The sequence below is a fragment of the Paenibacillus sp. MZ04-78.2 genome (assembly GCF_024213375.1).
Classification (GTDB): domain Bacteria; phylum Bacillota; class Bacilli; order Paenibacillales; family NBRC-103111; genus Paenibacillus_G.
The window spans coordinates 42,361-63,547 of record NZ_JANAVJ010000030.1 but is presented as its reverse complement, the minus strand read 5'-3'; the positions used below and the strand labels follow the sequence as shown (position 1 = coordinate 63,547).

Here is a 21,187-nt window from a genome sequence, read left to right as displayed (position 1 = left end):
CGAACACGAACGTTAAGCCTTCCAGCGCCGATGGTACTTGGACCGCAGGGTCCTGGGAGAGTAGGACGTCGCCAAGCAGAAGAGCTTCTTCGGATTTTATCCGGAGAGGCTCTTTTTCTTATGGAAATTGGCATACTAAATATAAATTGCCATGGAAACTTCATGACTTTTTGCTTGACACTAAAATTGGGCTTTTGATAAGATTGCTATTAATATCTTGCGGCATGTATAGCATGAAAAAAATAAGGAGGATTATTTTTGTGTGGGAGACTAAGTTTGCCAAAGAAGGTTTGACATTTGACGATGTATTGCTGGTACCGAGAAAATCGGACGTGTTCGGTAAGGAAATCGACATATCGACAAAACTGACAAACCACATCAATCTGAACATTCCTTTTTTAAGCTCGGCCATGGATACGGTAACGGAATCGGCTTTGGCAATCGCTATCGCTCGAGAAGGCGGAATCGGGGTCATCCACAAGAATATGACGATTGCGCAGCAGGCGGAGGAAGTGGATCGGGTAAAGCGCTCGGAAAGCGGCGTAATCACTAATCCATTTTCCCTTACTGCGGAGCATCATGTCTATGATGCCGAAGAGTTGATGGCTAAATATCGGATTTCCGGTGTGCCGATTTGCGACGAGAACAAGAAGCTTGTCGGTATTTTAACAAATCGAGATCTGCGCTTCGTTCATGATTATTCGATTAAAATTAAAGAAGTGATGACGAAAGATAATCTCGTAACGGCTCCTGTAGGCACGACGCTCCAACAAGCAGAAGGCATCCTACAGCAGCATAAGATCGAGAAGCTTCCTTTGGTTGACGAGAATGGGATTCTTAAGGGCTTGATTACGATTAAAGATATCGAGAAGGCCATTCAGTTCCCGAACTCGGCAAAAGACAAACAAGGCCGTCTGCTGGCCGGCGCCGCGGTAGGCGTAGCCAAGGATGTCATGGAGCGTACGGCAGCGTTGGTCGAAGCCGGCGCGGATTTGATCGTCGTTGACTCGGCGCACGGACACCATATCAATATAATTAACACCGTCCGCAAAATTCGCGAGCAGTACCCTGACCTGTCAATTTGTGCTGGCAATGTGGCGACTGGCGAAGGGACGAAGGATCTGATCGAGGCCGGAGCAAGCATGGTGAAGGTCGGAATCGGGCCAGGCTCCATTTGTACGACGCGGGTGATCGCAGGTATTGGCGTACCGCAAATTACGGCGATTTACGATTGCGCGACGGTTGCGAGGCAGTACAACGTGCCGATCATTGCCGATGGCGGTATTAAATATTCCGGAGACGTCGTCAAAGCGATCGCAGCTGGAGCCAGCGCGGTCATGCTCGGCAGCTTATTCGCCGGTACGGAAGAGAGTCCGGGCGAATCGGAAATATTCCAAGGCCGCCGCTATAAGGTTTATCGGGGAATGGGATCGATTGGCGCAATGAAGCAAGGCAGCAAAGACCGCTATTTCCAAGAGAACGAAAGCAAGCTTGTACCGGAAGGTATCGAGGGTAGAGTTGCTTATAAAGGACCGTTGGCCGATACGCTTTATCAGCTGGTTGGCGGGCTGCGTTCCGGGATGGGCTACTGCGGGGCTAAAGATATTCTGGCGCTTATCAACGAAACATCCTTTACCCGCATTACGGGGGCGGGCCTTCGGGAAAGCCATCCGCATGATGTTCAAATAACAAAAGAAGCTCCAAACTATTCGTTGTAGTCCTACGAAGGGATCGTGCAAAAAAGAACGGAAGCCTGGGGCTTCCGTTTTTGCTTTTGTAAAGCGAAAGAGGCTTGTGGTACAATTAAACGTACGTTATTTTTATAAAATTTTTTTTAGGAGTGAGTTGGTTGTTTTTTAAAGTAAAACGCGTTTGTTCGATCGTAGCTGCGACTCTTTTGCTGAACGCCACTCTTGTTCTGGTACAATCCGCTTCCGTACTAGCAGCGGATGCCCCGGTAGATTTGAAGCTCAATGTCAGATCTGCGATTCTCATGGAAGCGAGTACCGGGCAAGTCTTATATGAAATGAATGCGGACGAAGCGTATCCTCCCGCCAGTATGTCGAAAATGATGACCGAATATTTGGTGATGGAAGCTATTAAAAGCGGAAAGCTTAGTTCTACGGAAATGGTGAATACAACTCCAAACGCAGCCGATGTCATCGGTTCAGGCGGTCTGCTGGCTTTGAATGAACAAGCTTCTGTAGATGATATGTTTGCCGCAATGTCGATCTATTCGGCGAACGACGCTTCAGTGGCGCTAGCAGAAAGAATTGCGGGCAGCGAAGAACTATTCGCCAAGATGATGAACGAGAAAGCAAAACAGTTCGGGCTTTCGGACAAGGCTCATTTTATAAATGCGACTGGCTTGCCAAGAGTGGATATGGGGAAATATGCGCCTAAAGAAGTGCAAGGCGAAACGATGCTGACAGCCAGAGATACCGCTCTTATCGCTTATAATCTTATTAAGGACCATAAGGAAGTATTGAAATACACGGCGACCCTGTCCAGGAAGTTCCGCGAGAAGGACAAGTCACCGATGATTAACTTTAACTGGATGTTGGAAGGAAACAAGGATAATGTCAATTTTAAAAAGTATGCTTACCAGGGACTTGACGGTCTGAAGACAGGCAGTACGAAAGAAGCGCTTTATTGCTTCACAGGCACAGCCGAGCGTAACGGAATGCGTCTAATAAGTGTCATTATGGGCGCTCCGAAGGAACCGGACCGCTTTATCGAAACGCGCAAAGTGCTTGACTACGGCTTTACGAATTTCGAATTCGTGCCTGTGTTGAATGCGAAACAGGAAATAGAAAAATTGAAAACAGTCAATATTAAAAAAGGCGTTACCACGGAAGTTCCGGTCGTTACGCAATCCGAACTTAGAATTATCGCGAAAAAAGGCACATCGAAAGAGCAATTCCAAATCACGGCGGAGCCGCTGGCGGATGACAGCAAGCTTGTCGCTCCAATTGCTCAAGGGCAAGTTCTTGGAACGGCAAAAGTATCGTATGGCGGCAAAGAATATCCGGTCAACCTGGTTGCCGCGGAGGAAGTGGAGAAGGGCAGTTGGTTCCGGTTGTTGTTCCGGGCGATTAAAGACTTCTTCGTCGATCTGTTCAGCGGTGCCAAAAAGGGATAAAATCAAGGCGAACGGGTTGTTAAATTGAAGCGCTTGCTGTAAAATAATTGTTTAGTAGTTTGTCCTAATTTCAAGTGGACGGAAGTAATATTAACGATATGTTCCCAGGAGGAATCGGATATGGAAACAGGTACATCTCGCGTTAAAAAAGGCATGGCCGAAATGCAAAAAGGCGGCGTCATTATGGACGTCATGAGTGCAGAGCAAGCGCGCGTTGCTGAAGCTGCAGGCGCTTCTGCCGTTATGGCATTGGAAAGAGTTCCTTCGGATATTCGCGCGGCTGGTGGCGTTGCCCGGATGGCTGACCCTACCATCGTAGAAGAAGTCATGAAAGTTGTTTCCATTCCGGTTATGGCCAAGGCGCGTATCGGGCATTTTGTTGAAGCAAAGGTACTCGAATCGATGGGCGTGGACTATATCGACGAGAGCGAAGTATTGACTCCTGCCGATGAAGTGTTCCACATCAATAAAAAGGAATTTACAGTACCGTTCGTGTGCGGCGCAAGAGACCTCGGCGAGGCGCTTCGCCGGATCGGTGAAGGTGCTTCGATGATCCGTACGAAGGGCGAACCGGGAACGGGCAATATTGTTGAGGCCGTTCGTCATATGCGTATGATCACGGGCCAAATCCGCAAAATCCAAAGCTTGTCCAAGGACGAGCTGATGGCGGAAGCCAAAAACTTGGGTGCCCCTTACGAGCTGCTGTTGCAAGTGCACGAAACCGGAAAATTGCCAGTCGTCAACTTTGCGGCCGGTGGTGTAGCGACTCCTGCGGATGCCGCGCTTATGATGCATTTGGGCTCCGATGGCGTGTTTGTAGGATCGGGTATTTTCAAATCGGAAAATCCGGAGAAATTCGCAAAAGCGATCGTTGAGGCTACGACGCATTATACGGATTTTGAGCTGATTGCCAATATTTCGAAAAATCTTGGTACGCCGATGAAGGGCATCGAAATCTCTAAGCTGCATGTATCCGAACGGATGCAGGAGCGCGGCTGGTAGCCGGCTGGAGCTTGTTTCTCGGGAAGAAGGTACAGAGGGATGAACATAGGTGTTTTGGCGCTGCAGGGCGCCGTAACCGAGCATATCCGCATGATCGAAAAAGCCGGTGGCACCGGCGTCGCGGTGAAGCGGACGGAGCAACTGGCGGAGATTGACGGAATCATTATTCCGGGCGGCGAAAGCACGACGATCGGCAAGCTGATGCGAACCTATCAATTCATAGATGCCCTACGCGAATTTTCGCGGCAGGGCAAGCCGCTTTTCGGCACATGTGCAGGACTGATTGTGCTCGCAAAACATATTGCAGGGCAGGAAGAGGCTCACCTTGGGCTGATGAATATTCAGGTTGCGCGCAATGCTTTTGGTCGGCAGCGGGAAAGCTTTGAGACGGACTTGGATATTAAAGGCGTCGATCGGGATGTGCGCGCGGTATTCATCCGTGCGCCTCTGATCGAACAGGTGGGTGAAGGCGTGGAAGTGTTGGCGACGTACCGTGACCAGGTCGTTGCAGCCCGTCAAGGGCATTTGCTGGCTGCATCGTTTCATCCGGAACTGACCGACGATGAACGAATGCACGCTTATTTTTTGGACATGGTACGTGAGATGAAGCAGGAGGGATCTCCTTGTTAGATATAAAATTGCTACGCGCAGATTTGGACAAAGTAAAACAAGGGATGGCCAACCGGGGCAAAAACTTGGAGGAGCTGGACCGTTTTACGAGTCTGGATTTGAAGCGCAGAGAGCTTTTGCAAGAAACGGAACAATTGAAAAACCGCAGAAACGTCGTTTCGCAAGAAGTGGCGCAACTGAAAAAGGCGAAAGAAAACGCCGATCACTTGATCGAAGAGATGAAGGTTGTTGGCGATCGGATCAAGTCGTTGGATGAGGAAATTCGCGTTCTGGAAGCCGAACTGGATACTATCCTTCTGGCGATTCCGAATATGCCGCAAGCCGACGTGCCAGTAGGCGGTTCGGAAGAGAATAACGTAGAGATTCGCCGGGTAGGTGAAGTACCGTCCTTTTCTTTCGAGCCGAAGCCGCACTGGGAAACGGCGCAAGAGCTTGATATTTTGGATTTTGAAGCGGCGGCGAAGGTTACAGGCTCCCGGTTCGTGTTCTATAAAGGGCTTGGGGCGCGTCTGGAGCGGGCTCTGATCAATTTTATGATGGACCTGCATGCGAACGAGCACGGGTATACGGAAATGCTTCCTCCGTACCTCGTAAACCGCGATAGTCTTACGGGAACCGGGCAGCTGCCAAAGTTCGAAGAAGATGTGTTCAAAATCGAAGGCGTGGACTATTTCATGATTCCGACCGCCGAGGTGCCGGTGACGAATTACCATCGGGACGACATTTTGGCTCTGGAGGATCTGCCGAAATATTTCGTGGCGTTCAGCGCTTGTTTCCGTTCCGAGGCCGGTTCGGCCGGGCGCGATACTCGCGGACTCATTCGTCAGCATCAGTTCAACAAGGTAGAACTCGTGAAGATGGTTCTTCCGGAGCAGTCGAACGAGGAGCTTGAGAAGCTGGCTGGCGAGGCGGAGAAGGTGCTGCAGCTCCTGAAGCTTCCTTACCGCGTCATGGCGCTTTGTACAGGCGATTTGGGCTTCACCTCGTCGAAGACGTACGATCTGGAGGTATGGCTGCCTAGTAGCAATACCTACCGTGAGATCTCGTCGTGCAGCAACTTCGAAGATTTCCAGGCGCGCCGCGCGAACATCCGCTTCCGCCGCGATGCGAAAGCGAAACCGGAATTCGTTCATACGCTGAACGGATCGGGTCTGGCGCTGGGCCGGACGGTCGCTGCGATTCTCGAAAATTACCAGCAGGAAGACGGCAGCGTGCTGATTCCGGAAGTGTTACAGCCTTATATGGGGAATATTACGCGGATCAGCAAGAAATAGAGCTTGAAAAAGCTTTTTGATTTATGATACAATGCTTGGTGTCACCCGGAGAGGTGGTCGAGTGGTTTAAGGCAGCGGTCTTGAAAACCGCCGTGTCCGTGAGGGCACCGTGGGTTCGAATCCCACCCTCTCCGCCATACATACAAGTATACGACCACGACCCCAAGGGTCGTTTTTTGTATGGGGGAGCAAGCAGGTGGGATGAGAACCGGAGGTTCGTCGGAGCATATGCTTCGATAGCGATACATCGCAGTCGGCCACGAAGTGGACGTATCCCACCCTCTCCGCCATATTTTTAAGATATGAAAACGACCTTGAGAGAGGTCGTTTTTTTGATGGCTTTTTTTGCTGCTTCATCCTTGGTATAAGAGGGTCGCGGACTCCGCATGTTAACAACCATGGAGGTGCGACTCATGAGCAAAAAGGATAGCTTGCAAGTGGACAATCAACGTTTGGCGGAAGCTTGGACGAGAACGCTGCCGACCGTCCTGAACGCCTCGGACCGTGCGGAAGTGAAGGCGGATGAAGCGGAAGCGAACGTTATTCGGGTTCATATCGCGACAGCCGGACGGAGCAATTACAGCTTCGATTTTAAATGTACGTATGTCGATTCCCGGGAAGTGCAGGTGGAACTGGTCGACGTTGAGAGGGAAGGGACGGCTGTCGACGAGCGGACCGACGTCATTCAAACGCTTGCGGACGATTATGTGAGACATATCCATGAATGTGCCCAGCAGCTTCATGCTTTTACGCATAGCTAAACGGAGGAAGGTTACGTCATGACTCAAAATAAAAGCAGTGTCGATAAAAATTTGCAAAATGTCGTGAAGGATTTGGACAAAACGACGGTAACCAGCCATCAAGCTCAACAAGTACAGCAGCAAACAAACGATCACCGGCACCAGGATGCCCTGAACCACGATAAACCGCCTCATGAGCCGATGTCCGATATCGACTGAAGGGAGAAGGTCTAACGATGCCTAAAGACATTCCACAGCCGGTCAACCCTCCAAGCGGCCGGCACAACCGGGAAGAAAGCCGTCAGCCGAGTGTCCCTTTGTCCGGTTCGAAAAAAGTAAAAAATCAAAACCATAGCCGTCAAAATAACGGCGAAGGGTAATACAAATAAGCCTCTTACTTATTGTAAGAGGCTGTCGTTTTTATATTACGTGGTTACAGATTGTTTTTTTCTCTCTCCACCCTAAGAAAACATTCGTTCAATAACAAGTGAGCCATTTCTTCGTTATCCGTATATCCGTATAACAAAGACCCGCCTGCCATCGCATCACATACATCGTCCAACATGGTACAAATGGAAATGGAGTATTCATCATAAATGATGTAATAGCAGCTATTTGCCGGCATCATGTCCACCTCGATTTTGTGATTGAAACCTTATTTTACCATAGAGCGCAACAAAAGAGAATGCATTTTTTGCGTGATATTAATCACTCTTTGCGTCATTATGCAAAAACTATTGCATACATTTGTAATCGGAAAAGAGCTTATCCCGAGCTGAGTGGCAGGACATGAGGAATCGTCGTAAAATAGTTGGAAACCGACTGTTGTCTGCCGTGCACCGGGTTTCCTCCACGTCGCACGCAATCATGATCGTCGGAGGGAGGAGTGGTCTGATGATTCATTTGAAAACGCCGCAAGAAATTGCTTTAATGGCCAAAGCCGGAGCTGTATTGGCCAAATGTCATCAAGAAATTGCCAAGATGGTTCGTCCCGGGCTGACGACGCTTGAAATCAACGATTTTGCCGAACGGTTCATAAATGAGCATGGTGCAAAACAAGTGACCAAGGGTTACAAAGGGTTTCCGTTCGCCACCTGCGCTTCCGTGAACGATGTCATTGCCCACGGCTTTCCTAACCAAGAGCCGCTGCAGGAGGGGGATATCCTAAAGATGGATATTGTATGCAGCTACGATGGGTGGATGGCCGACTCTTGCCGTACGTATGCCGTCGGAAAGATATCAGCGGAAGCGGAGCGGTTGGTTCGCGTCACGAAGGAGTGTCTGGATCTGTCCATCCCTAAGGCCATTGTCGGCAATCGAATCGGGGACGTCATGCACGTGGTCCAGCAGCACGCTCAGCAGGCCGGCTTTTCCATCGTTCGTGATTTGGTCGGACACGGCATCGGACGCGAGATGCATGAAGAACCTTCTTTTGCACATGTTGGCAAGCCGGGACGCGGATTTTTGCTGCAGGAGGGTATGGTGATCACGATCGAGCCGATGATCAACGCGGGGAAGCATGAGATGTTTATTGACTTCGACGGCTGGACCGCCAGAACGTACGACGGCAGCCTGTCGGCGCAATTCGAGCATACGATTGCCATTACCCGTGACGGCCCGCTCATTTTAACCGAATGAAGTACAAGAGCCTGCGGTACGAAACGAAATCGTACTGCGGGCTCTTGGCTGTGGTTAAACTTGCTCGTTTGGTTGGTTTTTTGACGCTTCTGATATATCCGCTGCCCCTTTGGAAGAGCTCCGCTCTCCGGTGGCGTCTGACTTGACATCGTTAATCGCTTCGTTGTTGAAAATGTAAATCTCTTCGTCCGAATCGTTCCTGTTGCCCATCGGCGTCACCTCAACGCTAGTGTGGTATGGGGAACGTTTTTTTATGCATATATGCACGGCCGGAAAAGCAAAAGAGGCCCTTCTTAGGGCCTCAGCGGTAGCGGATTACATAAGTGTGTAAACGTCCCCGAGAGGACTCGAACCTCTATCGGTCCTTTAGGAGAGGACTGCTCTATCCTGTTGAGCTACGGGGACTTGATTCAAGCAGTACTCATTATACCACACCGCGCAAAGGGAATAAAGTCGGTCTCCGTTGATCGGGATTTTTTTAAAGTTTTAAAAAAATCATGCAGGGTTTGGTTTGTCCGGGTTCGTCTATTTGCAGAGAAGGGAGGGGGAGAACGATTACAGAAGAAGCATGGATTGCGCGCCTCATATCGGGCGACGCGGATGCGTTCCGTGAACTGGTGGACAAATACGGACACTATTTGTTCCAAGCGGTCTACGGGGTGCTGCGTTCGACGAAAGATGCAGAGGACGTCACGCAGGAAGCGCTGCTGAAAATATATGCGTTACCGTTTTCGCACCATTGTGCTTTCTTTCGTTCCGGGGCTCGGCCATCTCCACCTGGGGCTTATACAGCGCGGGCTCGGCTTTATGGTCTTGTTCTTCGGGTTCACGGTGATGATCTTCTTCTTCAGAGTCATTACGCACCGAGACGTATTTCTGGTATTCCTCGGCGCCCTGCCGGTCATTTGGCTGTACTACATGTTCGACTGCGTGCAGCAATATGGACGGAAGGAGCGGGGAGAGGCTCTAACAAACCTGACGATCTTTGAAGAATTTCAAGAGAGCCGGGAGTCTGGCAAGAAGAATAAAACGCTGGCTACGCTGCTCTCGATTTTCCCCGGGGCGGGGCATATGTACTTGGGCTTGCAAAAGCGCGGCCTGCAGCTCATGGCAGCTTTTCTGTTCTGCATCTATATCATGGATGTGATGCGGCTGTCACTGTTCATGTTCCTGATTCCGATCCTGTGGTTTTTCAGCTTCTTCGACGCGCTGCAGATGGTATCCAAGAGCGGCCGCGAGGAATTGAGGGATGTACCGGTCGTTGACTGGCTCCTGCACCACCAGCGGTGGCTAGGTTACGGATTGCTTGCGCTTGGGGTGTACTATTTGCTCAATCGCGTGCTGCTGAATGAGCTGGATATATGGCTTTCCGCAGAACAGCAGCAGCAGGTCAGGCGATGGTTCGGCCAGTATTTCCAAACGTTCGTCATCTCGGTGCTGTTGATTGGCGGGGGCATCCGGCTTCTGTTCGGAAATAAAAAGGGCAAGAGGGGTCGCTAATGAACCCGTGGCGTGCAGGAATGCTCGTCGTGCAGACTTCGGGCCGCAGGTGGGATAGGTATCGCAACCCGATTGAGGTCAACGGGTAATCGAAAATGGACCGTGTATTCACGGTCCATTTCGCATTGATCCAGCGGCTGTTTTTTACAGGGCCGATCGGAAAATTTGAATGGGTTTCGTTGAAGAAAATAAAAAAATGCGGTCGATTTGACCGCAATTCTTGTCTTAAAAGTATCGAGACGACAGGATTTGAACCTGCGACCTCTTGGTCCCGAACCAAGCGCTCTACCAAGCTGAGCCACGTCTCGTTGGTGTGCCTTAGCACGAAGCCTTTTTATTCTACCACCGTCCTAAGAAAATGTAAAGAGGACGGTCTCTCTTTTTTGCCGCCACACATTGTGGCAGCTTGATGTAGAATCCGGCGTTTACTCTTTTCCTCGCAGCTTGCGGAAAAACTGCGTCAGCATCGTTCCGCATTCCTGCTGCATCACCCCGCCGATTACGTCGACCCGATGATTGAACCGGTCTTCTTGGAGCAGGTTCATCAGCGTGCCTGCGCAGCCGGCCTTCGGGTCCGGGGTACCGAAGACGACTTGGCTGATTCGGGCTTGTACGATCGCGCCCGCGCACATCGGACAAGGCTCCAATGTAACATACAGCCGGCAGTTCAGCAGACGCCAGGCATCCAGATGCTCGCTCGCCTGCTTAATCGCGATCAGCTCGGCATGCGCCAGAGGGTCTCGCGTCGTTTCGCGGACATTGTGGCCGCGGCCAATGATCTCGTCGCCGAGCACAATGACTGCCCCGATCGGCACTTCGCGTATCGCTTCCGCCTTATGAGCTTCTTCGATCGCGGCTTTCATAAAAGGCAAATGTTCTTCCCATAATGCTGCGGACAAGCTGGACACCTCGATTATCGTAATTGTACAATGTGTTCTCGAACAAATATTCGTTGTTAACACGCTGTGGATAATTTTGTGGATAATTTGCGTTATTTTCAATTCATTGTAGATAATCCAAGTCGAAATAGCAAGGAATAAAACGAATTTTGCAGTTATCCACAGATTGTTGAAATGTGAATAGCAAAGTTATCCCCATTGTGAATTATTAAGAAAATTGGCGATACCGTTGAACGATGATTGGGGAACGGTATACTAAATATAGTATCGATTAGGTAAATTGTCCTATAATTGATTGATTTGACATATACGATAATGATAATAAAGTATTGCAACCATTCGTTCATGGCAAACCTGCCGAAAGGCAGCGACGCAAAGCTTAGGGTCTAAGGTCCGCAGACGACTACGACAGCCTGGCCGCCGAAAAGATGCGGAATTCCCCGGCTGTTTCTTCCGTTACGGGGGGAGGTGGCCTTTTTGCGCCAAGGACATCACTTAAAAACCAAGGATGGTGACGTAGCGGATGAACACACCGGCTGTTTCCCGCAAGCATCTTGACAATTCCAAAGGAAGACACCGCAGCTCCGGCATGGTTAGCCTGAACAGCCGAATTGTAGTGGAGAAAGAGAAATTTGTATCCACCGGGATATTGACGTACGTCGAAGGGGATATTCTCGAAATCGAAATGTCGGAGTACAAAGCGTTCGAATTGGGCGATGCGGTCAAGCTGACGATTTATTCGCCGGGCGGCTTTTACCCGTTCGAGTCGACGGTCGTCGCCAAGGATCAGGGCGTGGTCATGGTCCTTATTCCGCCCCAGCATCAGAACCGGTTCTCGGAAAAGCGAGAGCATCCCCGGGTCCAGGTGAATCAAAAGGGCGCCCTCGTTTCGTATCGCAACGAGGACGGTTCCTGGCAGGTGCCGGAGGGGCAGATTCCGCTTACGGTTAAAAACATCAGCCTCAGCGGGGTAGGTTTGATCATAGAAGAGCCCGTTGAGCTGGACCGGGACGCGCTGGTGCAGCTGCATCTCGACCTTGGCTTCGCGATGCACTGCCGTGCGGAAATTATACGAACGGAGTCGGTGGAGTTCGGCTGTTATTACGGAGCCCATTTCGTCGAGCTGGCCGCGGATATGGCCAATTCACTTCGCGCATTCATTCTGAAAAAACAGGTGGAGACGCATTTTGCGCAGAAACGGGAAGAGTAAAAAAGGGCGCAGCCTTCATCGGCAAACGCGCCTGACCGGATAAGGACTTGGAGCATATCTTAAAGATAAAAGCTTCGAGGTGGTGATCAGCGTGGCGTTTACGATGAAATACGAGATCGTTTCCCGGTATTTGACGGGGCCAAGCCAACGCCGCCCGGTTCTTGCTCTGGACCCGTGCCGCTTTATGGTGGCGCACGATACGGGCAATCCCGGTGCGACGGCTGCATCCAACGTAGCGTATTACGAACAGACCCGAAACGACATGTCGGCTTCGGCGCATTTGTTTGTGGACGACCGGGAAATTATCGAGTGCATCCCATTTTTGACGGGGGCTCCGGAGAAGGCGTATCACGTTGTGTATAACGTAACGACGGACAACACCCGTTACGGTGCGGATGCCAACGATGCGGCCGGTGCGGTCGAGCTCTGCTACGGCGGAAGCATCGATCTGGGCGAAGCGTACAAAAGATACATTTGGGTATTGGCGTATGCCTGCTACCGGTATGGCCTGAATCCGGAGACGGACATTGCCGGCCATTACATGCTTGATCCGGCACGGCGCACGGACCCCAAGGAGCCGCTGAGGCTGCTTGGCAAGTCGTTTGACGATTTGCTGCATGACGTGGCGGACGAGTACGCTTCCAGCGTTACGCCGGACCCGCCGGATACGCTTCTTAGCGTGGAGGATGCGAATAACCTGATCCGTTTTTTGTCTGCGTCGTATTTGGCGATTGACGATGCCGAAGGTCAGGCGGAATTTCACCGGCTGGCGAACGAGCTCAGAAAGGCTTCCGGCCAACCGGAAGAGTAGGCTGCAAACGAGAGAAAGGAGACAATATGCGAATAGAGCCGGCCTTGCGGAACGCGAAGCCGGTATTTTTTGCTGTGCGGCATGAGGTGACACAAAGGCCGGTTTTGTAGTATAATTTTAAGTTAGGAATTTGCTTAGAAATACACTGAAGGAGTTGTCCTTTTCATGGCATTGAAAGCAGGGATCGTCGGACTGCCGAACGTTGGCAAATCTACGTTGTTTAACGCGATTACGCAAGCCGGTGCGGAGTCGGCGAACTACCCGTTTTGTACTATAGATCCGAACGTCGGTGTCGTCGAGGTGCCGGACGAGCGTCTTGACCGGTTGGCCGAGATCGTGAATCCGAACCGCATCGTGCCGACGGCATTCGAATTCGTCGATATTGCGGGCCTGGTCAAAGGCGCCAGCAAAGGCGAAGGACTGGGCAATAAATTTTTGGCGCATATCCGTGAGGTGGATGCGATCGTTCACGTCGTGCGTTGCTTCCAGGACGAGAACATTACCCACGTTTCGGGTACGGTCGATCCGATCAGCGATATCGAGACGATTAACCTCGAGCTGATTTTGGCGGACGTGGATTCCGTCGATAAGCGCATTGATCGCTCCCGTAAAAACATGAAGGGCGGCGACAAAAAGTACGCGCAAGAAGTCGAAACGCTCGAACGGATCAAAGAAGCGCTCTACAACGATAAACCGGCGCGCAGCGTGGAGCTTAGCGACGAAGAAAAGCTGTTGATCCGCGATCTGCATCTGCTGACGATGAAGCCGGTGCTGTACGCGGCCAATGTGAGCGAATCGGAAGTGGCTGATGCCGAGGGTAATCCGTACGTGCAGAAAGTACGCGAATACGCGGTGCAGGAAGGCGCGGAAGTCGTGCCGATCAGCGCGAAGGTCGAATCGGAGATCGCGGAGCTGGAAGGCGAAGATAAAGCGATGTTCCTTGAGGAGCTGGGGCTGCAGGAATCCGGCTTGAACCGGCTGATTAAAGGGGCTTACAAGCTGCTTGGCTTGTATACGTATTTTACGGCCGGCGTACAGGAGGTACGCGCTTGGACGATCCGCATGGGCACGAAAGCCCCGCAAGCGGCGGCGGTGATTCATACGGACTTCGAACGCGGCTTTATTCGGGCAGAGGTCGTTGGCTATGAAGATTTGATCGGGTCCGGCTCGATGAATGCGGCGAAGGAAAAAGGACAGCTGCGTCTGGAAGGCAAGGAATATGTCGTTCAGGACGGCGACGTCATGCACTTCCGTTTCAACGTATAGCGAGGCTGGGGTGAGGGACTTGGGGGACCGTCTTTCGCTTCAGCCGCGCGATTCGCGGGGAAACGGAGAGAGGAGCAGCAGCCGGGAGAGAAGGCTGTGGGCTTCACGGGAGCTGCAAAGGAACCGGAACGGGCAAACTTACGAAGAAAACGGAACAAAAGAAAGGGTGAATGACGATGCTGGACCGGCTTCAAGCATTGGCCGACCGTTATGAAAAGTTGAGTGAGCTGCTGTGCGACCCGGATGTTGCGGTGGACGCGAAGAAGCTGCGGGAATATTCCAAGGAGCAGTCCGACCTGCAGGAGACGTACGACGCCTATATGGAGTATAAAAGCGTCTCCGAGCAATACGAAGCGGCGCGGGCGATGCAGAACGAAAAGCTTGACGATGAAATGAAGGAGCTCGTAAAAATGGAGCTCGACGAGCTGTCGGAGCGCAAAACGGAGCTTGAGGAACGCATTAAGGTTCTCATGATGCCGAAGGACCCGAACGACGACAAGAACGTCATCGTGGAAATCCGCGGCGCGGCCGGCGGGGACGAGGCGGCTCTGTTTGCGGCCGACCTGTACCGGATGTACTCCAAGTTTGCCGATGCGCAGGGCTGGCGTACGGAAGTGATGGACATCAACATGAACGATCTTGGCGGCTTCAAAGAGATTATTTTCATGGTGAACGGCAAGGGCGCTTTTAGCAAGCTGAAGTTCGAGAGCGGGGCGCACCGCGTGCAGCGCATTCCGACGACGGAGTCGGGCGGGCGCATCCATACGTCGACGTCGACGGTAGCGGTTATGCCGGAGATGGAAGACTTTGACATCGAGATCAACGATTCGGACATTCGCGTCGACACGTTTTGTTCGAGCGGCGCAGGCGGACAGTCCGTCAATACGACCAAATCGGCCGTTCGGGTGACGCACGTTCCGACCGGAATTGTAGCGACCTGTCAGGACGGCAAGTCGCAAAACTCGAACAAAGAGAAGGCGCTGCAGGTGCTGCGCGCGCGGATTTACGACAAGATGCAGCAGGAAGAGATGGAAAAGTACGGTGCCGAGCGGAAGAGCAAGGTCGGCACGGGCGACCGCTCGGAGCGGATTCGCACGTACAACTTCCCGCAAAGCCGGGTGACCGATCACCGCATCGGCATGACGCTGCACCGGCTGGACGCTGTGCTGAACGGCGATATGGACGAGATCATTTCAGCGTTGACGATTGCCTCGCAAACCGAGCAGATGGAAAAAGGAGAATACGCCGGTGCGTGATGAGCGACGGATAACGATACGTGAAGCCTATGCCGAGGCTTCTTCTTTTTTGCGGCAGCGAAGGTTGCGGGAGCCGGAGGCCAATGCCGGCCGGCTGCTGGAGCACCTGCTGGGCGAGAGCCGCAGCGGGCTTCTGCTGCGCTGGCCGGAACCGTTCCCGCGGGAGCGGGAGGCGGACTGGCAGCGGCTGCTGGAGCGCAAGGCGAGCGGCGAGCCGGTGCAGTACATCATCGGGGAGCAGGAGTTCTATGGGCGCCCCTTTACGGTGACGCCGGCGGTGCTCATCCCGCGGCCGGAGACGGAGCTGCTGGTCGAGCAGGTGGTCCGGCTCGGGCGGCAGCTCTTCGGCGGGGCCGCGGGCGGGCCGGGAGCCACGGGTGTGGCTTCGCCGACGGTCGCAGACGTCGGCACAGGCAGCGGCGCGATCGCGGTGAGCCTCGCGGTGCAGTGCCCTTTGTGGCGCGTGACGGCGTCGGACATCGCGCCGGACGCGCTGGCGGTGGCGCGAGCGAACGCCGAGCGCAACGGCGTGGCCGAGCAGGTCGCCTTCGTGGAAGGGGACCTGCTCGGCCCTTGGATCGAGCGCGGCGAGCGGCTCGATCTGGTGGTGTCCAATCCGCCATACATTCCGGAGGCGGATGAAGCGGGGCTGCAGCCCGAGGTGCGGCTGTTCGAGCCGAGGACGGCGCTGTACGGCGGAGCGGACGGGCTGGAGCCGTACCGCCGCCTGACGGCGCAACTGGGCGAGCTGCCGACGCTGCCCGCGCTGGTTGGCTTCGAGGTCGGCCAAGGGCAGGCGGACGAGGTTCGCCGTTTGCTGGAGCGGGCGGCCGATTGGGACGAGGTGCGGATCGTACCGGATTTGGCCGGGATTGACCGGCATGTGATCGCCTATCGAAGCAAGGATTGAGCCTGAGGACAGGCAGCTTGGACCTGCAACCGCTATACAAACGGGGCACAAGGAACTTTATTTACCGGTCGAGTATAAACTCTCTCAAACCCGAGCATACTGACAACTAGAAATGCTAGAGTTCGAGAGGGGCTGTTCGGAGATGGTCAAACGGTTTGCGTGGAAACGATATGCGTACTTGGCTTTTGCTCTTATGGTGATGCTGGCCTGCTGGGAAACGAACCGTTCCAATGCGATGCTGGTCACCGCGGCGGAGCGAGAAACGGAAGCGGGAAGCTCGATTCCGAAGGAAGCGATCCGTCTGCGCATTCTGGCCAACTCCGACGCTCCGGCCGATCAGTGGGTAAAGCGCGAAGTGCGCGACGCCGTCATGGAGCAGATGCAAAGCTGGGCGACCGAGCCTCGAGGCATCGAAGCGGCCCGCCAAACCTTGCGCGACCATCTGCCCGAGCTCGATAAGCTCGTCGGCGAAACGCTGCGCAAGAACGGTTTTGACTATACGTATCGCGTGGAACTGGGGATGGTCCCGTTCCCGGCTAAAGTATACAACAACGAAGTGTATCCCGAAGGAGATTACGAAGCGCTGCGCATCGCCATCGGTGCCGCCGAAGGGCAAAACTGGTGGTGCGTGCTGTTCCCGCCTTTATGCTTTGCAGACACGGGTGTCGTGAAAAAGAACAACACGGCGTATGCCGCCGCTGCGGAAGAGTCTGCGGAAAATGGCGGATCGGCTCCAAGCGAAGATGCCCCAGCTTCGAAACAGGGCGTTGCTGAAACCGGAAAGAAAAGCAAGCCGGAGAGTAAAAGCGGAAACGCCGGAGGCGACGCCAAGGTCCGGAATGGAAAAGCGCCGGACAGCGGCAAAGCTTCCGGTCCATCGAAAGCTCAACCTGAGGCTCCGGTGGAAGCCCCGCAGCCGGAAGTGCGCTTCTTCTTATGGGACCTCATGAACAAAGTCGGCTCGTGGTTTGCCTGATGCGGCGGCCCGCCCGGGCCGGTCTGTCAGGAAAGGAAGATAACGAACATGACGACGGAAACAAAGGTGTGGAAAGTGAGCGTGGAAGCCGCTTCGCAGGAAGCATTGCTCGAAGCGGCAGCGCTGCTGCGGAACGGACGGACAGTCGCGTTTCCGACCGAAACGGTATACGGCCTTGGGGCGGACGCGCGGAACACGGAGGCTGTAGAGGACATTTTCGCAGCCAAGGGCAGGCCGTCGGATAACCCGCTGATCGTTCATATCGCGGACAGGTCTCAGCTGGAGGAGCTCGTCGCTCCGCCGGAGGAGGCCGTTTTGCGTTTACTGGACGCCTTCTGGCCGGGACCGCTGACCGTTGTGCTGCCGGTCAAGCCGGGGGCGCTGTCCCCGCTCGTCACGGCGGGACTTTCTACGGTCGGGCTGCGCATGCCGGGCCATCCTGTCGCGCTCGCGCTAATCGCAGCCTCCGGCTGTCCGGTCGCCGCTCCGAGCGCGAATCGTTCCGGCCGTCCGAGCCCGACGAACGCCTCGCACGTGCTGGGCGATCTTGCGGGTCGCATAGCGGGCGTCGTTGACGGAGGAGAAGCCGGGGTCGGCCTGGAATCGACCGTGGTGGAATTTGCGGGCGATGCGCTTTATATTTTGCGGCCCGGCGGGGTTACGGCGGGTCAGCTTCGCGAAGCGCTGCCGGGCGTTCCCGTGATCGAGCCGCAGGCGGAGCACTGCGAGCCCGACGCTCCGCGCGCACCGGGGATGAAATATGCGCACTACGCTCCACGGGGGACGATGGTGCTTGTGCAGGGCGCATCGAACGAGCTGGTGCATGCCTGTATGCAGCGCGAGCTGGACGAAGCCCGGGCGCGGGGCGAGCGCACCGGCGTATTGACCTACGCGGAGCACGCGGACCGCTTCCGCGCGGACCATGTCGTGCCGTCCGGTCGCTTGGACGCCCTGGAAACGGTCGCCCATGGGCTGTACGCGGCACTGCGCGAGTTCGACGAAGCCGGGATCGGCTTCATCGTGGCCGAGGCTTGCCCTGAAGAAGGCCTCGGGGCCGCCATTATGAACCGGCTGCGCAAAGCTGCCGGAGGCCGAATTTTAACGGTGTAATCATTTCACCAGCTTAGTACTTCCGGTCCGTGTGCCCTACAACGGGATTCGCTCACCTTCTACGCATTCCTCTGCCCATGCCGTATCATGGAATTCATGTTTACCCTCTTGTCCGCATATGTTGGTTAAGAAGAGGACAGGGGGTAGGGGAAGCATGGATTTGGCATCGCCGCTGCTGTGGGGACAATTTATTTCCATCGGACTTATGGCGCTGGCCCTCGGGTTGGATGCGTTATCACTGGGGCTCGGGATCGGCATGCGGGGCATCCGCAAGCTCGATATTGCCAAAATCAGCATCGTAACCGCCCTGTTCCACATCTTGATGCCGCTGGCGGGAATGTGGACGGGCGGCTATATCAGCGCGCTGATCGGCAAAGTCGCCACGATCTGCGGGGGCGTTCTGCTGCTGCTGCTTGGAGCGCATATGGTTTACAGCTCCTTGCGTGCGGGAGAGTCCCCGACGTACGATCACCGATCCTTTTGGGGCCTCATGCTGTTTTCGCTCAGCGTCAGTATCGATTCGTTCTCGGTCGGCGTCTCGCTCGGGATGTTCGCAGGGGATGTCCTCATGACCGTTCTCATGTTCGGTACAGCAGGCGGGCTCATGTCGGTCATCGGGCTGACGCTCGGCCGCAGGGTCAGCGAATGGGTGGGAGAGTATGGCGAAGCGCTGGGCGGCGTTATCCTGCTCGCGTTTGGCATTCGATTTTTGTTGTGACCGATCCGCATCCGCCTTTGGGCGATTTAGAGGTAAATCGGATGGTTTTGAGGTAATATATAGGGGAGAACCAATTTGGATATGAAAGAGGGGAGAATGCGATGAACCGGATCTTGTTCGTTTGTACCGGCAATACTTGCCGCAGTCCGATGGCGGAAGGATTGATGCGAAAAATACTGGCGGACGAGGGGCTGGCGGGGATTGAGGTACGTTCCGCCGGGGTGGCCGCCCAAGACGGGACTCCGATCTCCGAGCACGCAGCGACTGTGTTGAAATCTAACGGCGGCACAGGGCCCCAGCGTTCCGCTGCTCTTTCGCAATCGACAGTCGAGTGGGCGGAATTGATCTTGACGATGACTTCCGCGCACAAAAGATATACGATTCAACGGTTTCCGGACGCCGTGGACAAGATTCATACCTTGAAGGACTACGTGGAATCCGATTCGGCAGCCGCGGCAAAAATCGCCGAAGTCGAAAGGATGATGACCGATATCCAGCTGAAGCAAGCGTTGGCGAAGCCGGTGACGGACGAAGAGCGGTCCCGTATTGTAACGCTGCAGCGGCAGCTGCCCACTCCGGACATCGCCGATCCGTTCGGCGGCTCGCTGCAGCAGTACGAGAGCTGTGCGGTCGAAATTCACGCCTGTCTAATCAAGCTTGCGGTCAAGCTGAAAGAAGCCCGCTGAAGCTCCTTGCGTTACCGTTCAGCAGCAAGATAGGCTTTACACCGGGCGCAGAATCGGATATGATGGGACGTATACATGAAGGAATCCCGATGTAACTGGCGACGAGTGGGGGCAACCACAGTGGAGCATCGGGACATACGGCCGGTCGCCTGGGCAAAGAGCATCGCAAGCGAATACGCATGCGTCATGCTCTTTTTTCGTTTTCGTCGCGGTTTTGGGTTATAATGAAATCGACATTATCGAGGAGGCGAATTCACGAAAATGAAAATTGCAATGGGTGCGGATCATGCGGGGTACAGGCTGAAGGACGAGCTGAAGCTTCTGATCGAATCATTGGGGCACGAAGTACAGGATTACGGCTGCAGCTGCGGCGATTCCGTCGATTACCCGGATTATGCGCTGGCTGTGTGCGAGAAAGTAGCGGCCGGCGAAGCGGACAAAGGCATTCTGATCTGCGGGACGGGCATCGGTATGACCATCGCGGCCAACAAAGTGCCGGGTATCCGCTGCGCGCTCGTGCACGATTTGTTTTCCGCCAAAGCGACGCGGGAGCATAACGATTCGAACGTGCTCGCGCTGGGCGAGCGGGTCATCGGCCCGGGGATTGCGCAGGAAATCGTCAAGATTTGGCTCGAAACCGAATTTTCGGAAGGCGAACGCCACCGGAATCGGGTGAACAAGGTCAAGGCGCTCGAAGACAAGTTCGCCGTACATCCTTAAATTCGCCTTACGGCAGGAAAAGAGGGTGAAATCGATGACCGAACAGTTGAACGTTAACAGCAGAAAGGAAGCGGATTCGCCAGTCTCCGCCGTCCGTATGCAAGTCGAAACGATCGTCCGGGAGTTGGTTCAGGCCGGGAAAATCGAGCCGGGCCAGCTCATCGTGATCGGGACGAGCACGAGCGAAGTGCTTGGCCGCCATATCGGCACCGGGGGCAGCGAAGCGGTCGCCAGGGAGATCTACGAAGCGGTGGAAGCCGTGAGGGCAGAAGCCGGTTTCTTCCCGGTGTATCAATGCTGCGAGCATTTGAACCGGGCGCTTGTGATGGAGCGGGAAGCGATGCGGCGGTACGGCTTGGAGCAGGTAAGCGTCATCCCAATACCGAAAGCTGGCGGCTCTATGGCCTCTTATGCCTACCGGAAGCTGGCCGACGCCGTCGTCGTAGAGACCGTAGCGGCACATGCTGGCATCGATATTGGAGGTACCTTGATCGGGATGCACTTGAAGCGTGTAGCCGTACCGGTCCGGCCGTCAATCCGGCAGATCGGTGAGGCGCCTGTGCTGATGGCGGTTACCCGTCCGAAGCTGATCGGCGGAGCCCGTGCCGTCTATACGGTGGAGCCGCCGCGTGAAGAAGGAAGCTGCGATTAACAGTCATCATATACAAGCAATCATTTTAACTATGAGGAGGACTTATT

At 54.2% G+C, this 21,187-nt stretch carries 22 protein-coding genes, 3 tRNA genes, 1 rRNA gene and 2 riboswitches; of the genes, 23 read left to right on the top strand and 3 right to left on the bottom strand.

Annotation, left to right across the window (positions count from 1 at the left end):
* From rrf to map, 11 genes are all read left to right on the top strand, one after another.
* Window positions 1-77: ribosomal RNA gene (rrf, locus tag NLX71_RS27325) — 5S ribosomal RNA — on the top strand; the annotation flags it as partial.
* Between the two features lie 183 nt (window positions 78-260).
* Window positions 261-1,718, top strand: coding sequence for an IMP dehydrogenase (gene guaB / locus NLX71_RS18915; RefSeq protein WP_254365350.1), 1,458 nt, complete (start codon window positions 261-263; stop codon window positions 1,716-1,718).
* Window positions 1,719-1,849: 131 nt separating this feature from the next.
* Window positions 1,850-3,142, top strand: coding sequence for a D-alanyl-D-alanine carboxypeptidase family protein (locus NLX71_RS18910; protein WP_254365349.1), 1,293 nt, complete (start codon window positions 1,850-1,852; stop codon window positions 3,140-3,142).
* A gap of 120 nt (window positions 3,143-3,262) precedes the next feature.
* On the top strand, window positions 3,263-4,144 hold the full coding sequence (gene pdxS, locus NLX71_RS18905) for a pyridoxal 5'-phosphate synthase lyase subunit PdxS (protein ID WP_254365348.1): 882 nt from the start codon (window positions 3,263-3,265) through the stop codon (window positions 4,142-4,144).
* A 39-nt stretch (window positions 4,145-4,183) separates the two neighbouring features.
* A complete protein-coding gene (gene pdxT / locus NLX71_RS18900) occupies window positions 4,184-4,774 on the top strand; it encodes a pyridoxal 5'-phosphate synthase glutaminase subunit PdxT (protein ID WP_254365347.1) in 591 nt (196 codons plus the stop codon).
* Window positions 4,768-6,048 (top strand): serine--tRNA ligase, encoded by a 1,281-nt coding sequence (gene serS, locus NLX71_RS18895; protein WP_254365346.1) that lies wholly within the window; start codon window positions 4,768-4,770, stop codon window positions 6,046-6,048. Before pdxT ends, serS begins: the two co-directional genes overlap by 7 nt.
* Window positions 6,049-6,095: 47 nt before the next feature.
* Window positions 6,096-6,185: transfer RNA gene (locus NLX71_RS18890), tRNA-Ser, on the top strand.
* A gap of 276 nt (window positions 6,186-6,461) precedes the next feature.
* Window positions 6,462-6,809, top strand: coding sequence for a hypothetical protein (locus NLX71_RS18885; RefSeq protein ID WP_254365345.1), 348 nt, complete (start codon window positions 6,462-6,464; stop codon window positions 6,807-6,809).
* 18 nt (window positions 6,810-6,827) lie between these two features.
* On the top strand, window positions 6,828-7,007 hold the full coding sequence (locus tag NLX71_RS18880) for a hypothetical protein (RefSeq protein ID WP_010500478.1): 180 nt from the start codon (window positions 6,828-6,830) through the stop codon (window positions 7,005-7,007).
* Between the two features lie 17 nt (window positions 7,008-7,024).
* The gene (locus NLX71_RS18875; RefSeq protein ID WP_254365344.1) at window positions 7,025-7,168 is read left to right on the top strand and encodes a small acid-soluble spore protein P; all 144 of its coding nucleotides are present in this window, start codon (window positions 7,025-7,027) and stop codon (window positions 7,166-7,168) included.
* A 514-nt stretch (window positions 7,169-7,682) separates the two neighbouring features.
* Window positions 7,683-8,426 carry a type I methionyl aminopeptidase gene (gene map, locus NLX71_RS18870; protein WP_254365343.1) on the top strand — a complete coding sequence of 248 codons (744 nt, stop codon included), beginning with the start codon at window positions 7,683-7,685 and terminating at the stop codon, window positions 8,424-8,426.
* A gap of 332 nt (window positions 8,427-8,758) precedes the next feature.
* Here map and NLX71_RS18865 read toward each other — a convergent pair.
* A tRNA-Arg gene (locus tag NLX71_RS18865) sits at window positions 8,759-8,831 on the bottom strand.
* A gap of 312 nt (window positions 8,832-9,143) precedes the next feature.
* On the opposite strand from NLX71_RS18865, the gene NLX71_RS18860 reads away from it, so the two are divergent.
* On the top strand, window positions 9,144-9,926 hold the full coding sequence (locus NLX71_RS18860) for a hypothetical protein (RefSeq protein WP_254365342.1): 783 nt from the start codon (window positions 9,144-9,146) through the stop codon (window positions 9,924-9,926).
* A gap of 234 nt (window positions 9,927-10,160) precedes the next feature.
* Here the strand turns inward: NLX71_RS18860 and NLX71_RS18855 are convergent.
* Together NLX71_RS18855 and tadA are read right to left on the bottom strand one after the other, a co-directional pair.
* A tRNA-Pro gene (locus tag NLX71_RS18855) sits at window positions 10,161-10,234 on the bottom strand.
* A gap of 117 nt (window positions 10,235-10,351) precedes the next feature.
* Window positions 10,352-10,825 carry a tRNA adenosine(34) deaminase TadA gene (gene tadA / locus NLX71_RS18850; RefSeq protein WP_302058328.1) on the bottom strand — a complete coding sequence of 158 codons (474 nt, stop codon included), beginning with the start codon at window positions 10,823-10,825 and terminating at the stop codon, window positions 10,352-10,354.
* A gap of 337 nt (window positions 10,826-11,162) precedes the next feature.
* Window positions 11,163-11,250, top strand: a riboswitch (cyclic di-GMP riboswitch).
* 98 nt (window positions 11,251-11,348) lie between these two features.
* Between tadA and NLX71_RS18845 the strand changes: the two genes are divergently transcribed.
* From NLX71_RS18845 to NLX71_RS18795, 11 genes are all read left to right on the top strand, one after another.
* Window positions 11,349-12,035, top strand: coding sequence for a flagellar brake protein (locus tag NLX71_RS18845; protein ID WP_254365341.1), 687 nt, complete (start codon window positions 11,349-11,351; stop codon window positions 12,033-12,035).
* A gap of 91 nt (window positions 12,036-12,126) precedes the next feature.
* Window positions 12,127-12,846, top strand: coding sequence for a peptidoglycan recognition protein family protein (locus NLX71_RS18840; protein ID WP_254365340.1), 720 nt, complete (start codon window positions 12,127-12,129; stop codon window positions 12,844-12,846).
* A 165-nt stretch (window positions 12,847-13,011) separates the two neighbouring features.
* On the top strand, window positions 13,012-14,112 hold the full coding sequence (ychF, locus tag NLX71_RS18835; RefSeq protein WP_254365339.1) for a redox-regulated ATPase YchF: 1,101 nt from the start codon (window positions 13,012-13,014) through the stop codon (window positions 14,110-14,112).
* 176 nt (window positions 14,113-14,288) lie between these two features.
* The gene (gene prfA / locus NLX71_RS18830) at window positions 14,289-15,368 is read left to right on the top strand and encodes a peptide chain release factor 1 (protein ID WP_254365338.1); all 1,080 of its coding nucleotides are present in this window, start codon (window positions 14,289-14,291) and stop codon (window positions 15,366-15,368) included.
* Window positions 15,361-16,278, top strand: coding sequence for a peptide chain release factor N(5)-glutamine methyltransferase (gene prmC / locus NLX71_RS18825; RefSeq protein WP_254365337.1), 918 nt, complete (start codon window positions 15,361-15,363; stop codon window positions 16,276-16,278). The genes prfA and prmC overlap by 8 nt, the downstream gene beginning before the upstream one ends.
* A 142-nt stretch (window positions 16,279-16,420) precedes the next feature.
* Window positions 16,421-17,254 carry a stage II sporulation protein R gene (spoIIR, locus tag NLX71_RS18820; RefSeq protein WP_254365336.1) on the top strand — a complete coding sequence of 278 codons (834 nt, stop codon included), beginning with the start codon at window positions 16,421-16,423 and terminating at the stop codon, window positions 17,252-17,254.
* 48 nt (window positions 17,255-17,302) lie between these two features.
* Complete coding sequence (locus tag NLX71_RS18815) at window positions 17,303-18,364, top strand: L-threonylcarbamoyladenylate synthase (protein WP_254365335.1); 1,062 nt, start codon at window positions 17,303-17,305, stop codon at window positions 18,362-18,364.
* A gap of 154 nt (window positions 18,365-18,518) precedes the next feature.
* Window positions 18,519-19,082 (top strand): manganese efflux pump MntP, encoded by a 564-nt coding sequence (locus tag NLX71_RS18810; RefSeq protein ID WP_254365334.1) that lies wholly within the window; start codon window positions 18,519-18,521, stop codon window positions 19,080-19,082.
* Between the two features lie 101 nt (window positions 19,083-19,183).
* Window positions 19,184-19,768: a low molecular weight protein arginine phosphatase gene (locus NLX71_RS18805; RefSeq protein WP_254365333.1), complete on the top strand. Its 585-nt coding sequence runs from the start codon at window positions 19,184-19,186 to the stop codon at window positions 19,766-19,768.
* 81 nt (window positions 19,769-19,849) lie between these two features.
* Window positions 19,850-19,930: riboswitch (ZMP/ZTP riboswitch) on the top strand.
* A gap of 99 nt (window positions 19,931-20,029) precedes the next feature.
* The gene (rpiB, locus tag NLX71_RS18800) at window positions 20,030-20,488 is read left to right on the top strand and encodes a ribose 5-phosphate isomerase B (RefSeq protein WP_254365332.1); all 459 of its coding nucleotides are present in this window, start codon (window positions 20,030-20,032) and stop codon (window positions 20,486-20,488) included.
* A 34-nt stretch (window positions 20,489-20,522) separates the two neighbouring features.
* Window positions 20,523-21,140 carry a TIGR01440 family protein gene (locus NLX71_RS18795; RefSeq protein WP_254365331.1) on the top strand — a complete coding sequence of 206 codons (618 nt, stop codon included), beginning with the start codon at window positions 20,523-20,525 and terminating at the stop codon, window positions 21,138-21,140.
* Window positions 21,141-21,187 lie beyond the last annotated feature (47 nt).

Bases quoted from the DNA above. Each gene is read 5' to 3' on its own strand.
- pdxS (WP_254365348.1), top strand. From the start codon at position 3,263: ATGGAAACAGGTACATCTCGCGTTAAAAAAGGCATGGCCGAAATGCAA.
- pdxT (WP_254365347.1), top strand. From the start codon at position 4,184: ATGAACATAGGTGTTTTGGCGCTGCAGGGCGCCGTAACCGAGCATATC.
- NLX71_RS18885 (WP_254365345.1), top strand. From the start codon at position 6,462: ATGAGCAAAAAGGATAGCTTGCAAGTGGACAATCAACGTTTGGCGGAA.
- NLX71_RS18880 (WP_010500478.1), top strand. From the start codon at position 6,828: ATGACTCAAAATAAAAGCAGTGTCGATAAAAATTTGCAAAATGTCGTG.
- NLX71_RS18875 (WP_254365344.1), top strand. From the start codon at position 7,025: ATGCCTAAAGACATTCCACAGCCGGTCAACCCTCCAAGCGGCCGGCAC.
- map (WP_254365343.1), top strand. From the start codon at position 7,683: ATGATTCATTTGAAAACGCCGCAAGAAATTGCTTTAATGGCCAAAGCC.
- NLX71_RS18860 (WP_254365342.1), top strand. From the start codon at position 9,144: ATGCGTTACCGTTTTCGCACCATTGTGCTTTCTTTCGTTCCGGGGCTC.
- NLX71_RS18845 (WP_254365341.1), top strand. From the start codon at position 11,349: ATGAACACACCGGCTGTTTCCCGCAAGCATCTTGACAATTCCAAAGGA.
- ychF (WP_254365339.1), top strand. From the start codon at position 13,012: ATGGCATTGAAAGCAGGGATCGTCGGACTGCCGAACGTTGGCAAATCT.
- prfA (WP_254365338.1), top strand. From the start codon at position 14,289: ATGCTGGACCGGCTTCAAGCATTGGCCGACCGTTATGAAAAGTTGAGT.
- spoIIR (WP_254365336.1), top strand. From the start codon at position 16,421: ATGGTCAAACGGTTTGCGTGGAAACGATATGCGTACTTGGCTTTTGCT.
- NLX71_RS18815 (WP_254365335.1), top strand. From the start codon at position 17,303: ATGACGACGGAAACAAAGGTGTGGAAAGTGAGCGTGGAAGCCGCTTCG.
- NLX71_RS18810 (WP_254365334.1), top strand. From the start codon at position 18,519: ATGGATTTGGCATCGCCGCTGCTGTGGGGACAATTTATTTCCATCGGA.
- NLX71_RS18805 (WP_254365333.1), top strand. From the start codon at position 19,184: ATGAACCGGATCTTGTTCGTTTGTACCGGCAATACTTGCCGCAGTCCG.
- rpiB (WP_254365332.1), top strand. From the start codon at position 20,030: ATGAAAATTGCAATGGGTGCGGATCATGCGGGGTACAGGCTGAAGGAC.
- NLX71_RS18795 (WP_254365331.1), top strand. From the start codon at position 20,523: ATGACCGAACAGTTGAACGTTAACAGCAGAAAGGAAGCGGATTCGCCA.